Annotated in this window: 15 protein-coding genes and 1 pseudogene; 12 read left to right on the top strand and 4 right to left on the bottom strand. The window is 55.2% G+C overall.

The window, feature by feature from the left end; translation table 11 throughout:
* Window positions 1-34 precede the first annotated feature (34 nt).
* Window positions 35-454 carry a thioredoxin TrxC gene (gene trxC / locus V1599_RS18925; protein WP_112010175.1) on the bottom strand — a complete coding sequence of 140 codons (420 nt, stop codon included), beginning with the start codon at window positions 452-454 and terminating at the stop codon, window positions 35-37.
* 204 nt (window positions 455-658) lie between these two features.
* Between trxC and V1599_RS18920 the strand changes: the two are divergent.
* Window positions 659-1744: pseudogene (locus V1599_RS18920) on the top strand (tRNA/rRNA methyltransferase).
* A gap of 48 nt (window positions 1745-1792) precedes the next feature.
* Here the strand turns inward: V1599_RS18920 and ung are convergent.
* Window positions 1793-2482: a uracil-DNA glycosylase gene (gene ung / locus V1599_RS18915; RefSeq protein ID WP_395300638.1), complete on the bottom strand. Its 690-nt coding sequence runs from the start codon at window positions 2480-2482 to the stop codon at window positions 1793-1795.
* Window positions 2483-2798: 316 nt separating this feature from the next.
* On the opposite strand from ung, the gene grcA reads away from it, so the two are divergent.
* The gene (gene grcA / locus V1599_RS18910) at window positions 2799-3182 is read left to right on the top strand and encodes an autonomous glycyl radical cofactor GrcA (RefSeq protein ID WP_112010178.1); all 384 of its coding nucleotides are present in this window, start codon (window positions 2799-2801) and stop codon (window positions 3180-3182) included.
* Window positions 3183-3235: 53 nt separating this feature from the next.
* On the opposite strand, the gene srmB is transcribed toward grcA, so the two are convergent.
* Window positions 3236-4567, bottom strand: coding sequence for an ATP-dependent RNA helicase SrmB (srmB, locus tag V1599_RS18905; RefSeq protein ID WP_112010179.1), 1332 nt, complete (start codon window positions 4565-4567; stop codon window positions 3236-3238).
* Between the two features lie 132 nt (window positions 4568-4699).
* Between srmB and V1599_RS18900 the strand changes: the two genes are divergently transcribed.
* Entirely contained in the window at window positions 4700-5437 is a 738-nt protein-coding gene (locus V1599_RS18900; RefSeq protein WP_112010180.1) for a tRNA1(Val) (adenine(37)-N6)-methyltransferase, read from the top strand.
* Here V1599_RS18900 and nadB read toward each other — a convergent pair.
* Window positions 5422-7041 (bottom strand): L-aspartate oxidase, encoded by a 1620-nt coding sequence (gene nadB / locus V1599_RS18895; RefSeq protein ID WP_395300637.1) that lies wholly within the window; start codon window positions 7039-7041, stop codon window positions 5422-5424. The genes V1599_RS18900 and nadB overlap by 16 nt on opposite strands.
* Window positions 7042-7467: 426 nt before the next feature.
* On the opposite strand from nadB, the gene rpoE reads away from it, so the two are divergent.
* The 9 genes from rpoE (at window position 7468) to recO (ending at window position 15776) form a co-directional block, all read left to right on the top strand.
* Window positions 7468-8043 carry an RNA polymerase sigma factor RpoE gene (gene rpoE / locus V1599_RS18890; protein ID WP_112010182.1) on the top strand — a complete coding sequence of 192 codons (576 nt, stop codon included), beginning with the start codon at window positions 7468-7470 and terminating at the stop codon, window positions 8041-8043.
* Between the two features lie 31 nt (window positions 8044-8074).
* A complete protein-coding gene (gene rseA / locus V1599_RS18885; protein WP_112010183.1) occupies window positions 8075-8725 on the top strand; it encodes an anti-sigma-E factor RseA in 651 nt (216 codons plus the stop codon).
* Window positions 8725-9678 carry a sigma-E factor regulatory protein RseB gene (gene rseB / locus V1599_RS18880; RefSeq protein WP_112010184.1) on the top strand — a complete coding sequence of 318 codons (954 nt, stop codon included), beginning with the start codon at window positions 8725-8727 and terminating at the stop codon, window positions 9676-9678. The genes rseA and rseB overlap by 1 nt, the downstream gene beginning before the upstream one ends.
* Window positions 9675-10151, top strand: a complete 477-nt coding sequence (gene rseC, locus V1599_RS18875) for a SoxR-reducing system protein RseC (protein WP_112010185.1) — start codon at window positions 9675-9677, stop codon at window positions 10149-10151. Before rseB ends, rseC begins: the two co-directional genes overlap by 4 nt.
* Before the next feature lie 185 nt (window positions 10152-10336).
* Window positions 10337-12136, top strand: a complete 1800-nt coding sequence (gene lepA, locus V1599_RS18870) for a translation elongation factor 4 (protein ID WP_112010186.1) — start codon at window positions 10337-10339, stop codon at window positions 12134-12136.
* A 16-nt stretch (window positions 12137-12152) separates the two neighbouring features.
* Window positions 12153-13127, top strand: coding sequence for a signal peptidase I (gene lepB / locus V1599_RS18865; RefSeq protein ID WP_395300636.1), 975 nt, complete (start codon window positions 12153-12155; stop codon window positions 13125-13127).
* Between the two features lie 227 nt (window positions 13128-13354).
* Entirely contained in the window at window positions 13355-14035 is a 681-nt protein-coding gene (rnc, locus tag V1599_RS18860) for a ribonuclease III (RefSeq protein WP_112010188.1), read from the top strand.
* Window positions 14032-14937 carry a GTPase Era gene (gene era, locus V1599_RS18855; RefSeq protein ID WP_112010189.1) on the top strand — a complete coding sequence of 302 codons (906 nt, stop codon included), beginning with the start codon at window positions 14032-14034 and terminating at the stop codon, window positions 14935-14937. The genes rnc and era overlap by 4 nt, the downstream gene beginning before the upstream one ends.
* 131 nt (window positions 14938-15068) lie before the next feature.
* Entirely contained in the window at window positions 15069-15776 is a 708-nt protein-coding gene (gene recO / locus V1599_RS18850; RefSeq protein WP_395301594.1) for a DNA repair protein RecO, read from the top strand.
* Window positions 15777-15816 lie beyond the last annotated feature (40 nt).

Raw genomic sequence — 15816 nt, 5'->3', positions numbered from 1 at the left:
GTGAGAACGGGGCACAAGATGTGCCCCGTGATTGTTACACGGACTCGTTAAGCCAGCTCTCGAACGGGGCCTTAGGCACCGCGCCGTTGAGCATGTCGATAACCTCACCATTTTTGAAAATCATGATGGTCGGGATGCTGCGAATGCGATAGCGGGCGCTGAGCTCGCGCTCCGCTTCGGTGTTCACTTTCACAAAGCGCATTTTGCCGCTGCGCTCTTCGGCCACATCCTCAAAAATAGGCGCGAAGCTGCGGCAGGGGCCACACCACGGCGCCCAGAAATCAACAACCACCGGGAGATCGTCCTTGAGGAGTTTGTCCAGCGTAGCACCGGTAGCGTTAATGACGTCACCATCAAACAGCTCATGGCCACAACGCCCGCATTTCGCACCATCGTCAATCCGATCTTCCGGAATGCGATTAAGAGCCTGACAGTTGGCACATACGGTATTCATAACTAACCTCTGATAAAGCCGTGGGACAGCGGCAGAATGCCGATAATGTTTCTGATATGTTACATATTATCAATGAGGCTGTTTAAAACGACAATGCGTTTTATTCAATGAGAACAATAGTCACAGGCTTTTGTACGAAATTATGGCTATGCGCTGGCACATCGGGTAATCTGCGCGCTTCGCGCAGCGCTGGTGGAGAAAAGCATGAACGACGAAATGAAAAACAAAAGCGGCAAGGTCAAAGTGATGTATGTCCGCAGTGATGATGACTCTGATAAACGCACCCAAAATCCGCGTACCGGAAAAGGTGGCGGGCGTCCGGCGTCCTCTCGTGCAGACGGTGGCCGTCGCCCCGCCCGCGATGACAGAAATACCCGTGGTGATGACCGCAAACGTGATGACCGTAAGCGTGGCGATCGCAAACGCGACGACTTCTCGCGCGAGGCGTCATCTCCGTGGCGCACCGTTTCCCGCGCCCCTGGCGATGACGCGCCGGAAAAAGCCGATCACGGCGGCATTAGCGGTAAAAGCTTTATCGATCCGGAAGTTCTGCGCCGCCAGCGTGCAGAAGAGACCCGCGTGTACGGTGAAAATGCCTGCCAGGCCCTGTTCCAGAGCCGTCCAGAGTGTATCGTTCGCGCCTGGTTTATCCAGAGCGTTACGCCACGCTTTAAAGAAGCGCTTCGCTGGATGGCGGCAAACCGCAAAGCGTACCACGTGGTTGACGATGCCGAGCTGACCAAAGCGTCCGGCACCGAGCACCACGGCGGCGTTTGCTTCCTGATCAAAAAGCGTAACGGCACCACCGTTTAGCAGTGGGTCAGCCAGGCGGAAGCCGATGACTGCGTGCTGGCGCTGGAGGATGTGGGCAACCCGCATAACCTGGGCGCAATGATGCGCAGCTGCGCGCACTTCGGCGTGAAGGGCGTTCTGCTGCAGGATGCGGCTCTGCTTGAGTCTGGTGCGGCTATCCGTACCGCAGAAGGCGGTGCCGAGCACGTTCAGCCGATCACTGGTGATAGCGTTCTGGACGCGATCGAGCAGTTCCGCAAAGCTGGCTATTCCATTGTGACCACGTCAAGCCACGCCGGCACGCCGCTGTTCAAAGCAACGCTGCCGCGCAAGATGGTGCTGGTGCTGGGTCAGGAACGTGATGGTCTGTCAGATGCCGCGCTGTCCAGCGCCGATCTGAGCGTCTCTATTGACGGGACGGGCAATGTAGAAAGCCTCAACGTTTCCGTTGCAACCGGCGTCCTGCTGGCTGAATGGTGGCGTCAGAACAAAGCATAAGCCTTTATGCTTTGTGTATGCCCGGCAAGCCGGGCATACATACTCAATTTACTCACTCTCTGCCGGTAACACGGGCATCCAGTCAATCGGCTTTTCGCCACGCTTTTCCAGCCACTCATTTGCCAGAACAAAATGGTTACTGCCGAAGAAGCCGCGATGCGCGGAGAGCGGTGACGGGTGCGGCGCTTTCAGTACGTGATGGCGCTGGCGGTCGATAATCGCCCCTTTTTTCTGCGCATGTGATCCCCACAGTAAAAACACAACCCCTTCGCGATGCTCGTTGATAAGGCTAATTACCTTGTCAGTAAAGGTTTCCCATCCCAGGCTAGCGTGGGAATGCGCCTGACCTGCACGCACGGTCAGCACGGTGTTTAACAACAGCACCCCCTGATGCGCCCAGCTTTCAAGATAGCCGTGTTTGGGACGAACAAAGCCTGGTATCGTGCCTTCGAGCTCTTTATACATATTCAACAAAGAGGGCGGAATGGCGATCCCTGGACGTACGGAAAAGGCAAGGCCGTGCGCCTGCCCCGGCCCGTGATAAGGATCCTGGCCGAGGATAACGACCTTAACATCGCTCAGTTCGGTATAGCGAAACGCGTTGAAAACATCCTTCTGCGGGGGATAGATCGTCTGGCCTGCCTGACGTTCTGCCGCAACGGTGCTCAGCGTGTTAATGAAGTAGGGCTGCTGCTTTTCATCGGCCAGCACGTCATGCCATGTCAACGGTGTGGTCATCTCGCTCTCCTGCGAATTTCAAAACTGCGCCTAGCTTACCCGTTAACGCGTGATGAGCAAAACGTGACGACAAGATTCTTCTCTAAGTCCTTCAATTTTATTTTAAAAAGCGTGTAATGATTTGAATTGGTAAGGTGTTTAAATTGATCTAAAACAATAAATTCAGACCACACTCTTTATGTGGTTGGGGTTTTTGTTGATTTAAATCAATAAATCACCCGAGCCTGGGTGATATATATACACACAAGCAACAATGGTTTTACCAATTGGCCGCGAGCGGCCGAATCCAGATAATGTAGCCTAAGGGAGGCAACACATGATTACGGGTATCCAGATCACTAAAGCGGCAAACGACGACCTGATGAACTCTTTCTGGCTGCTGGACAGCGAGAAAGGCGAAGCGCGCTGCGTTGTAGCAAAAGCGGGTTTTGCTGAAGATGAAATCGTACCGGTCAGCAAGCTGGGCGAAATCGAATATCGTGAAATTCCAATGGAAGTGAAGCCGGAAGTTCGCGTTGAAGGCGGTCAGCACCTGAACGTTAACGTTCTGCGTCGCGAAACGCTGATGGATGCCGTTGAGCACCCGGAAAAATACCCACAGCTGACCATTCGCGTGTCCGGCTATGCGGTACGCTTCAACTCTTTGACCCCAGAACAGCAGCGTGACGTCATCGCTCGTACCTTTACTGAAAGCCTGTAAGGTTTTTAGCCACGGGGGTGGAATAAAAAAGCCGGGATAATCCCGGCTTTTTTTTACTCTTCGCTTTTAGATTCTGGCGCAGCAGCAGCGCTTGGCTTACGGCGCTTGCCCTTGTTCTTGGTGTCGCGGTGGCGCAGCTTCACGCGCGGCTTCTCTTTTTCTTTCTCTTTTCTTTCTGCGCGTTTTGCCAGCGCTTTCTTGGACGGCTTGCCCGTCATCTTTTCGCTAGGGGCGCGGGTCGTCGGGCGAAGCTCATTGATCACGCGGGCCTTCAAAGGCTCATCGACATAGCGGCCAATTTTTTGCAGCAGCAGGTAGTCGTGCGCCTCGACCAGAGAGATCGCAACACCCTTGCGGCCAGCGCGACCGGTACGGCCAATGCGGTGCAGGTAGGTATCCCCGCTGCGCGGCATATCGAAGTTGATCACGTGACTTACGTCAGGAATATCGATCCCGCGTGCTGCAACGTCGGTGGCGACCAGAACATTCACGCGGCCATCGGTCAAACGCTTGATGCCTTCGGTACGCTTCACCTGCGCCATCTCACCTTCAAGGTAGCAGTTGTTGATCCCGGCATTGCGCAACATTTCCGCCAGCTCATGCACGCGCTCGCGCTTACGTACGAAGACGATGGTGCGGGTCGCATCTTCCTGCTTCAGCAGGTGCTTAAGCAGCTCAACCTTGTGCTCAAGGTTATCCGCACGGTAGTACCACTGGTGAATTTTTTTACGTTCGCGGGTTGACGGCGTAGCGGACACCTCCGCGGGATCTTCCAGCAGACGCTCTGCGAAGTCTTTAATCGCTTCCCCTTCAAGGGTGGCAGAGAACAGCATCGTTTGGTTGCGCCAGCGCGTTTCACCCGCGATATGTTCGATATCCTGTGCAAAGCCCATGTCCAGCATGCGGTCCGCTTCGTCGAGGATCAGCGTTTCAACCGCGCGGCAGTCAAAGTTCTCTTCTTTGATGTACTGCAGCAGTCGGCCCGTCGTCGCCACGACGATGTCCTGGTTTTCACTAAACACTTCGGCGTGGTTCATGTACGCAACGCCGCCGGTGATCGTGGCGATATCCAGGTGAGTATTTGCCGCAAGTTCGCGCGCGTGTTCGGCAACCTGCATTGCCAGCTCGCGCGTTGGCGTTAAGATCAAAATGCGCGGCGGGCCAGATTTTTTACGTGGGAAATCGAGCAGATGCTGCAAGACAGGCAGCAAGTAGGCTGCTGTTTTCCCCGTGCCGGTTGGCGCAGAACCGAGCACATCGCGTCCTTCCAGCGCAGGCGGAATGGCCGCGGCCTGAATGGCGGTCGGGCGTGTGAAGCCTTTGCTCTCAAGTGCATTGAGCAGGCTTTCATCGAGTTCAAGTTCGGAAAAAGTCGTTACAGTCATGTTCTACCTCTGTGTGGGGCGCTGATTATAGACGTTACGGCTGTAATCTTCATCTGTTTGTATGGATATCGCTTTTCGACCACTTCGCTTTCCCCTATGCTACCCCGGTTTCGTTTAGAAGGTTGCCCCGTCATGTCTCAACTCAAAGCGCAATTGCGCCGCGATGGTTTCACATTCAAACAGTTCTTTATTGCTCACGATCGCTGTGCGATGAAAGTCGGTACAGACGGTATCTTACTGGGCGCGTGGGCACCTGTCGCAGGTGCAAAACGCATTCTTGATATTGGCACCGGCAGCGGGCTGCTGGCGTTAATGCTGGCGCAACGCACGGACGAACATGTCACCATCGATGCCGTGGAACTGGATGCCGGGGCGGCGCGGCAGGCGGCCGAAAATGCGTCCGAATCCCCCTGGGCGAACCGCGTAAAAGTGGAATGTGCCGATGTGCTGGCCTGGGCACCAGAGCAAACGGCGCGTTACGATCTTATCGTCAGCAATCCACCTTATTATGCGCCGGGCGTAGAGTGTGCGACGCCGGCGCGCGAGCAGGCGCGCTATACCGGATCGCTCGATCACCGTGCGCTATTAACCAGTGCGGCAGAGCTCATCACGGAAGAGGGGTTTTTCTGCGTGGTGTTACCGGAAAGTACAGGCAATACCTTTATAGCGATCGCGCAGGAGATCGGCTGGAACTTGCGCTTGCGCACCGATATTGCCGATACCGAAAGCCGTTTGCCGCACCGCGTGCTGCTGGCGCTCTCACCCAAAGAGGGGGAGTGCTTTAATGACAGGATGGTGATCCGCGGGCCAGACCAGCGATATTCTGAAGACTACACTGCTCTGACCCAGGCGTTCTATCTGTTTATGTGAACGTGCGGGGACAGTACCGACGGGCCGGATTCTGCCAGCGCGTCGGGAAAGTCCAGGGTGTAGTGCAGGCCGCGGCTCTCTTTACGCATCATCGCGCAGCGAACGATCAGCTCAGCGACCTGCACCAGATTGCGCAGCTCCAGCAGATTGTTGGACACGCGGAAGTTTGCGTAATACTCATCAATCTCCTGCTGCAGCATCGTAATCCGACGCAGGGCGCGCTCGAGACGTTTCGTGGTACGCACGATCCCAACGTAGTCCCACATGAAGAGCCTCAGCTCGTGCCAGTTGTGCTGAATGACGACCAGCTCATCCGGATTCTCAACGCGGCTTTCATCCCAGGCGGGCAAATGCTCCGCCTGGCGGGCGTAGGGCATGCGTTTGGTAATATCTTCAGCGGCTGACCAGCCGTATACCAGGCACTCCAGCAGAGAGTTAGACGCCATACGGTTTGCGCCGTGCAGGCCGGTGTAGCTCACCTCACCGATGGCATACAGCCCATCTACGTCGGTACGCCCGTGCTCGTCAACCATTACGCCGCCGCAGGTATAGTGGGCGGCGGGCACAATCGGCACCGGGTCGCGGGTCAGATCGATGCCCAGGCTCAGCAGCTTTTCGTAAATCATTGGAAAGTGCTGGCGAATAAATCCGGCGGGCTTATGGCTAATATCCAGATACATGCAATCCACGCCCAGGCGCTTCATCTCGTGGTCAATGGCGCGAGCCACGATATCGCGCGGCGCGAGCTCGCCCCTGTCGTCAAAATCAGGCATAAATCGAGAGCCGTCCGGGCGCTTGAGATAAGCTCCTTCGCCGCGGAGGGCTTCCGTGAGCAGAAAGTTTCGCGCCTGAGGATGGAACAGGGCGGTGGGGTGGAACTGGTTAAACTCGAGGTTAGCCACGCGGCAGCCTGCGCGCCAGGCCATCGCAATGCCGTCGCCAGAGGAAATATCCGGGTTGGTCGTATATTGATACACCTTTGACGCACCGCCTGTGGCCAGCACCACGGCCTTCGCGCGGCAGGTTTCCACCGCTTCTTTATTACGGTTCCATACCCAGGCTCCAACAACGCGGCGCGTGCCGGGCAGGCCAATCTTGTCGGAGACGATCAGGTCGACCGCATTGCTGCGCTCCAGAACCTGTATGTTGGGATGTCCCAGCGCCTTGCCGACCAGCGTGGTCTCCACCGCTTTCCCGGTGGCGTCTGCGGCGTGCAGAATGCGACGATGGCTGTGTCCGCCTTCACGCGTCAGGTGATAGCTCTCTTCACCGTTTGGCTGAACGTGGGTATCAAACAAAACCCCCTGATCGATAAGCCACTGAACGCAGTGTCGGGCATTGCTGGCGACAAACTCTGCGGCGCGTGCGTCCACGATGCCGGCTCCGGCAACCAGCGTGTCTTCAACGTGTGAGGCGATACTGTCCGTTTCATCAAACACGGCGGCAATGCCGCCCTGCGCGTAAAAGGTTGAGCCTTCGCTTATTGGCCCTTTACTCAGCAGAATAACCTTTTGATGCTCGGCCAGCCGGAGTGCCAGCGAAAGTCCAGCAGCGCCGCTGCCGATGATAAGGACATCACAATGCAGTTCGGATGATGTAGTCATGATGATTTTGTTTAATTTACTAAACAGTGTTTGGTCAGAGTAGCACTCTAACGGGATATATCGCACGTTTTTTTTGCTTCACGTTGTGGAGGCTAAACAAGGGCTGGTGCGTTGAAAAGCAATAAATAGGCGAAATTATTTTGCGAAGCAGATCGTTAGCTTCAGATTTTGTAGTGAAATAAACCCGGTGTTGCGTTACTCTTCTGGCGGGAAATGTATTGTTTCTTGTGAGAAAGTGGGTACGTATCGTGAACAGACTTATAATGAGAGAAAATGAACGGTCTGCGACGCGATCAACAAAAACAAAGGCGTGACGGAACTTATTGAAGAACAGACTCTCTAATTCGGTGCTTGCTCAAAGTACGATGTTTTAGAGTGGCGTTTCGATAACGCGTGGAATTTAGGTTTGGGGAGACATTACCTCGGATGAGCGAGCAGTTAACGGACCAGGTCCTGGTTGAACGGGTCCAGAAGGGAGATCAGAAAGCCTTTAACTTACTGGTGGTGCGCTACCAGCATAAGATGGCGAGTCTGGTTTCCCGCTATGTACCATCGGGTGATGTGCCTGATGTCGTACAAGAGTCTTTTATTAAGGCCTATCGTGCGCTGGATTCTTTCCGGGGAGATAGTGCTTTTTATACCTGGCTGTATCGTATTGCTGTCAATACAGCTAAAAACTACCTGGTCGCTCAGGGCCGACGTCCACCATCAACCGACGTGGACGCCATTGACGCCGAAAACTTCGAAAGTGGCGGCGCGTTGAAAGAAATTTCGAACCCTGAGAACTTAATGTTGTCAGAAGAACTGAGACAAATAGTTTTTCGTACGATTGAGTCGCTCCCGGAAGATTTACGCATGGCAATTACGTTGCGGGAGCTGGATGGACTTAGCTATGAAGAGATAGCCGCCATCATGGATTGCCCGGTCGGTACGGTTCGCTCACGTATTTTCCGTGCGCGAGAAGCTATTGATAATAAAGTTCAACCGCTTATCAGGCGTTGACGATAGCGGGATACTGGAAAAGGTATTAGGCATGCAGAAAGAAAAACTTTCCGCTTTAATGGATGGGGAAACGCTGGATAGTGAGCTGCTCAACGAGCTGTCTCATTCTCCCGAAATGCAAGAGACCTGGCAGAGCTATCACCTCATCCGCGATACGATGCGCGGTGATACCGGCGACGTTCTCCATTTCGATATCTCAGCACGCGTCATGGCGGCTATCGAAAATGAGCCTGTTCATAAAACCACTCCGCTGATCCCTGAAGCGCAACCGGCTCCTCACCAGTGGCAGAAAATGCCGTTTTGGCAGAAGGTGCGTCCGTGGGCCAGCCAGCTCACGCAAATGGGTGTGGCTGCATGCGTATCGCTTGCAGTTATCGTTGGCGTCCAGCACTATAATACGCAGTCTGAAGCCAGCCAGCAGCCTGAAGCGCCTGTGTTTAACACCATGCCGATGATGGGCAAAGCCAGCCCGGTCAGTCTGGGCGTTCCGGCTGATGCCTCCGCAAGCGGCGGACAGCAACAGCAGGTTCAAGAGCAGCGCCGTCGCATTAATGCGATGCTCCAGGATTATGAGCTGCAGCGTCGTCTGCACTCTGAGCAGCTTCAGTTTGAGCAGGCCCAAACGCAGCAGGCCGCTGTGCAGGTGCCAGGAAACCAAACTCTAGGAACGCAATCGCAGTAATGAAGCAACTTTGGTTCGCCATGTCTTTGGTGGCAGGTGGCCTGTTCTTCTCAGCTAACGCCTCGGCTGATGTTTCATCCGGGGCGTTGTTGCAGCAGATGAACGTGGCCAGCCAGTCACTCAACTACGAGTTGGCATTTATCAGCATCAACAAGCAGGGCGTTGAGTCATTACGCTATCGCCATGCCCGCCTTGATAATCAGCCGCTTGCCCAGCTTTTACAGATGGATGGCCCGCGTCGTGAGGTGGTTCAGCGTGGTAGCGAAATTAGCTATTTCGAACCCGGTCTCGAGCCGTTCACGCTCAATGGCGACTATATCGTTGATTCACTGCCGTCACTCATCTACACCGATTTCAAGCGGCTTGCCCCTTATTACGATTTCATATCGGTAGGGCGTACGCGCATTGCAGATCGGCTTTGTGAAGTGATCCGCGTGGTAGCGCGTGATGGTACGCGCTACAGCTACATCGTCTGGATTGACGCGGAAACCAAACTTCCCATGCGGGTCGACCTGCTCGATCGCGACGGAGAAACGCTGGAGCAGTTCCGCGTAATCTCCTTTAGCGTCAATAATCAGGTTGGGACCAACATGCAGAATCTGGCTAAGGCCAGCCTGCCGCCGCTGCTTTCCGTTCCCCCAGGTGATTCTGTGAACTTCAACTGGGTGCCTTCGTGGATCCCTCAGGGGTTTAGTGAAATTTCCAGCAGCCGTCGCCAGCTTCCAACCATCGAAACGCCGGTTGAATCGCGCCTTTATTCAGATGGTTTGTTTAGCTTCTCTGTGAACATCAACCGTGCCTCGGCAAACAGCTCTGAGCAAATGCTCCGTACTGGACGCCGGACGGTGAGCACTACGGTGCGCGATAACGCAGAGATCACCGTGGTGGGCGAATTGCCGCCGCAAACCGCGAAGCGCATTTCTGACAGCATCAAATTCAGGGCCGCACAATGATCAAAGAGTGGGCTACGGTCGTTTCGTGGAATAACGGAATCGCGCTGGTGAGTTGTGATGTAAAAGCCTCATGCAACAGCTGCGCATCACGAGCCGGGTGCGGAAGCCGCGTACTGAATAAGCTGGGGCCGCAAACCTCGCATACGATTTCAGTACCCAGCGAGCAGCCGCTGGTGAAAGGGCAGAAGGTTGAGCTGGGAATTGCAGAAGGCAGTTTGCTGACTTCCGCCATGCTGGTTTATCTCTCTCCGCTGGTGGGGCTGTTTGTCATGGGCGGTATCTTCCAGATGCTGTTTGGCACCGATTTGTCTGCCATGTTCGGCGCCGCGCTCGGTGGCGTCGGCGGATTTCTGCTTGCCAGGGGCTTGTCGCCTAAGCTTGCAGCCCGCGAGGCGTGGCAGCCCGTGATTCTTAGCGTCGCGCTGGCGCCAGACCAGCTTCGCGTTGAGACACTTTCTACTGAAGCCCGGTAATTCACCGGGCTTTATCATTATTTACATCTCAAAAAAGAAAACGCCGTTTCTTCCGGCTATGCTTGGCTCTAAGTGCATTTCCAGGTAACGGAGATGTAGTGTAGAATGCTGCGTTTTCGCACTGAAAAACGTCAGGCTAAGAACAGCGGCCTCCAGGAATTCGTAAGGCATAATTATTTAACTATATGAAGAACATACGTAACTTTTCGATCATTGCTCACATTGACCACGGTAAGTCGACGCTGTCTGACCGTATTATCCAGATTTGCGGTGGCCTGTCTGATCGTGAAATGGCAGCCCAGGTACTGGACTCCATGGACCTGGAACGCGAACGCGGGATCACCATTAAAGCGCAGAGCGTTACGCTCGACTACAAAGCGACTGATGGTGAAACCTATCAGCTGAACTTTATCGACACCCCGGGCCACGTTGACTTCTCCTATGAAGTATCGCGCTCGCTGGCGGCCTGTGAAGGCGCGCTGCTGGTGGTCGATGCCGGGCAGGGCGTAGAAGCTCAAACCCTGGCGAACTGCTATACCGCGATGGAAATGGACCTCGAGGTTGTGCCGGTTCTGAATAAAATCGACCTGCCAGCGGCCGATCCTGAACGCGTGGCGGAAGAGATTGAAGATATCGTCGGTATTGATGCGACCGATGCGGTGCGCTGCTCGGCCAAAACCGGCGTCGGCGTTCCGGACGTGCTGGAACGTCTGGTGCGTGATATTCCACCGCCGGAAGGCGATCCGGATGCCCCGCTGCAGGCGCTGATCATCGATTCCTGGTTTGATAACTACCTGGGCGTTGTCTCGCTGGTGCGTATTAAAAACGGCACCATGCGTAAAGGTGACAAAATCAAGGTGATGAGCACCGGCCAGGTCTACAACGCTGACCGCCTCGGGATCTTCACCCCTAAACAGGTTGACCGTACCGAGCTGAAATGCGGCGAGGTTGGCTGGCTGGTCTGCGCGATTAAAGACATTCTCGGCGCGCCGGTAGGGGATACCCTCACGCTGGCCCGTAACCCGGCGGAAAAAGCGCTGCCGGGCTTCAAAAAAGTGAAGCCGCAGGTCTACGCAGGTCTTTTCCCGGTCAGCTCTGATGACTATGAGAACTTCCGCGATGCGCTTGGCAAGCTAAGCCTCAACGATGCCTCCCTGTTCTACGAGCCAGAAAGCTCAACGGCGCTGGGCTTCGGCTTCCGCTGTGGCTTCCTCGGCCTGCTGCATATGGAGATCATCCAGGAGCGTCTGGAACGTGAATACGATCTGGATCTGATCACCACGGCGCCGACCGTAGTGTATGAAGTCGAAACCACGTCGAAAGAGATTATCTACGTCGATAGCCCGTCCAAGCTTCCGCCGCTGAATAACATTCAGGAGCTGCGCGAGCCTATCGCAGAGTGTCACATGCTGCTGCCGCAGGAGTTCCTGGGCAACGTGATCACCCTATGTATCGAAAAGCGCGGCGTACAGACCAACATGGTTTACCACGGTAACCAGGTGGCGCTGACCTACGAAATTCCAATGGCGGAAGTGGTGCTCGACTTCTTCGACCGTCTGAAGTCTACCTCTCGCGGCTACGCGTCGCTGGATTACAACTTCAAACGATTCCAGGCTTCCAACATGGTGCGCGTAGACGTGCTGATCAACGGCGAGCGCGTGGATGCGCTGGCGCTGATCACCCATAACGACAACGCCCCGTACCGCGGCCGCGAGCTGGTTGAAAAGATGAAGGAGCTGATCCCGCGTCAGCAGTTCGACATCGCGATTCAGGCGGCGATTGGCAACCATATCATCGCCCGCTCGACCGTGAAGCAGCTGCGTAAAAACGTTCTGGCGAAATGCTACGGCGGTGACGTTAGCCGTAAGAAAAAGCTGCTGCAGAAGCAGAAAGACGGTAAGAAGCGCATGAAGCAGGTCGGTAACGTTGAGCTGCCGCAGGAAGCATTCCTTGCCATCCTTCATGTTGGCAAAGACGGCAAATAACCCTTAAGGAGTTGGCATGGCGAACATGTTTGCCCTGATCCTGGTCATCGCAACCCTGGTAACAGGGCTGTTGTGGTGCCTGGATAAGTTTATTTTCGCGCCTAAGCGCCGTGAACGTCAGGCTGCCGCGCAGGCGGCCACCGGCGACGGGCTGGACGCGAAAACCCTTAGAAAGGTGGGCCCGAAACCGGGCTGGCTGGAGACGGGCGCATCGGTGTTCCCGGTTCTGGCGATTGTTCTGATCGTCCGTTCGTTTATTTACGAACCGTTCCAGATCCCATCTGGATCGATGATGCCAACGCTGCTGATCGGCGATTTTATTCTGGTGGAGAAGTTTGCCTACGGCATTAAAGATCCTATCTACCAAAAAACGCTGATCGAAACCGGCCATCCGAAACGCGGTGACATCGTGGTCTTTAAATATCCGGAAGATCCGCGTCTGGACTACATCAAGCGTGCGGTGGGTCTGCCGGGTGACAAAGTCACCTACGATCCGGTTGCGAAAGAAGTGACCGTACAGCCGGGCTGCAGCTCCGGTACCGCGTGCGAAAATGCGCTGCCAATCACTTACTCAAACGTTGAGCCAAGCGATTTCGTGCAGACCTTCGCGCGCCGCAACGGCGGTGAAGCCACCAGCGGTTTCTTCCAGGTGCCAAAAGACGAATCCAAAGAGAACGGTATTCGTCTGGTTGAGCGCAAAGAGACGCTGGGCGACGTCACCCACCGTATTCTGACCGTGCCAATCGCGCAGGACCAGGTGGGAATGTACTACCGGCAGCCGGGGCAACAGCTGGCGACCTGGATTGTGCCACCGGGGCACTACTTCATGATGGGTGATAACCGCGACAACTCTGCGGACAGCCGTTACTGGGGCTTTGTGCCGGAAGCGAATCTGGTAGGTAAAGCGACAGCGATCTGGATGAGTTTTGAGAAGCAGGAAGGCGAATGGCCGACCGGCGTTCGCCTGAATCGTATCGGCGGAATCCATTAATTCTCAATAATTGAAGGCGTAGCCGCAGTTATTTGCGGCTACGCGAATTATTTCAGCGATAAATCTGTTTGAACTAACGACATCCCCTGTCGTTGTGTATAGAATATTCCCCCGAAGTTTAAGGTTGGCACTGAACAGAAAAGGTGCCACGGCACACGAAACCGCGTTGGTTTTCTCAGGTCGGTTTCGTGTGCTGCATTTTTGACGCATTCATTTATTGGTATCGCATGAACCCCATCGTAATTAATCGGCTTCAACGGAAGCTGGGCTACACTTTTATTCATCAGGAGTTGTTGCAACAGGCATTAACCCACCGCAGTGCCAGCAGCAAACACAATGAACGCCTCGAGTTTTTAGGCGATTCAATTTTAAGTTTTGTTATTGCCAATGCGCTTTATCACCGTTTCCCACGCGTGGACGAAGGTGATATGAGCCGTATGCGCGCAACGCTGGTTCGGGGAAACACGCTGGCGGAAATCGCGCGTGAATTTGAGCTGGGTGAATGTCTGCGTCTTGGACCGGGCGAGCTGAAAAGCGGTGGATTCCGCCGTGAATCCATTCTTGCCGATACGGTCGAAGCATTAATCGGTGGCGTGTTCCTGGACAGCGATATTCAGACCGTAGAAAAACTGATCCTCAACTGGTATCAGACTCGCCTGGACGAAATTAGCCCGGGCGATAAGCAAAAAGATCCAAAAACGCGTTTGCAGGAATACCTGCAGGGCCGTCACCTGCCGCTGCCGTCCTATCTGGTGGTGCAGGTGCGTGGCGAAGCGCACGATCAGGAATTTACCATCCATTGCCAGGTCAGTGGCCTGAGTGAACCGGTGGTGGGCACAGGTTCAAGCCGTCGCAAGGCTGAACAGGCTGCCGCCGAACAGGCGTTAAAAATGCTGGAGCTGGAATGAGCGAAGAAAAAACCTATTGCGGATTTATTGCCATCGTCGGACGTCCGAACGTTGGCAAATCTACCCTTTTGAATAATCTGCTTGGGCAGAAGATCTCCATCACCTCGCGCAAGGCGCAGACCACGCGCCACCGCATCGTCGGTATCCATACTGAAGGCGCGTATCAGGCGATTTACGTCGACACCCCCGGCCTGCACATGGAAGAGAAGCGCGCGATCAACCGCCTGATGAACAAAGCGGCGAGCAGCTCAATCGGTGACGTAGAGCTGGTGATTTTCGTTGTCGAAGGCACCCGCTGGACGCCGGATGACGAAATGGTGCTGAACAAGCTGCGCGATGGCAAAACGCCGGTGATCCTCGCGGTCAATAAAGTGGACAACGTACAGGAAAAAGCCGACCTGCTGCCCCACCTGCAGTGGCTGGGTAGCCAGATGAACTTTCTCGACATCGTGCCGCTGTCCGCAGAGACCGGTCTGAACGTCGATACCATCGCGGGCATCGTGCGTAAGCATCTGCCGGAAGCGATTCATCACTTCCCTGAAGATTACATCACCGACCGCTCCCAGCGCTTTATGGCGTCTGAAATCATCCGTGAAAAGCTGATGCGTTTCCTGGGCGCCGAGCTGCCGTACTCTGTCACCGTTGAAATCGAACGCTTCCAGACCAACGAGCGCGGCGGCTATGACATCAACGGCCTGATCCTCGTTGAGCGCGAAGGGCAGAAGAAGATGGTGATTGGTAACAAAGGTTCCAAAATCAAAACCATCGGTATCGAAGCCCGTAAGGACATGCAGGACATGTTTGAAGCGCCAGTCCACCTTGAGCTGTGGGTTAAGGTCAAATCTGGCTGGGCTGACGATGAGCGTGCGCTGCGCAGCCTCGGTTACGGCGAAGACCAGTAGTTCTCATACGCTATGGCTTTCGAGGTGCAGGAAGGCGGCAAGGCCGCGAATCCCCGGGAGCTTACTCCAGTAAGTGACTGGGGTGAACGGGCGCAGCCAACGCGCCTGCAGCTTGAAAGACGACGCGTATGATGGAAGGATGGCAGCGCGCCTTCGTCCTGCACAGTCGTGCCTGGAGCGAAACCAGCCTGATGCTGGACGTCTTCACGGAAGAGTCGGGTCGCGTGCGCCTGGTTGCGAAAGGCGCACGTTCCAAACGTTCTAATCTGAAAGGCGCACTGCAGCCTTTCACGCCGCTGCTGGTGCGCTTTGGTGGGCGAGGGGAAGTCAAAACCCTGCGCAGCGCCGAAGCCGTCTCTCTGGCGCTCCCCCTTTCCGGCATCACGCTCTATAGCGGCCTTTACGTGAACGAGCTTATCTCCCGCGTGCTTGAACATGAGACGCGCTTCTCTGAACTTTTCTTCGATTATCTTCACTGTATACAGTCGCTGGCTGGCGCTGCTGGCACGCCTGAACCCGCGCTGCGCCGGTTTGAGCTGGCGCTGCTCGGTCACCTGGGCTACGGCGTAGACTTTCTGCACTGCGCGGGGAGCGGAGAAGAAGTTGAGGACACCATGACCTACCGCTATCGCGAAGAGAAAGGCTTTATCGCCAGCGTCGTGGTAGATAACAGCACCTTTACCGGGCGCCATCTGCGGGCGTTGTATGAGCGGGAGTTTCCCGACGCCGACACCCTCCGCGCGGCAAAGCGCTTTACCCGGATCGCCCTAAAGCCTTATCTTGGCGGCAAGCCCTTAAAGAGCCGCGAATTATTCAGGCAGTTTATGCCGAAACGTTAACGTTTTACCCCTCACCCCAGCCCTCTCCCGGAGGGAGAGG

The organism is Enterobacter sp. ECC-175 (assembly GCF_043968675.1).
Taxonomy (GTDB): domain Bacteria; phylum Pseudomonadota; class Gammaproteobacteria; order Enterobacterales; family Enterobacteriaceae; genus Enterobacter.
Note: the sequence above shows the minus strand (reverse complement) of the source record. Positions and strands in the feature narration are given on the sequence as shown.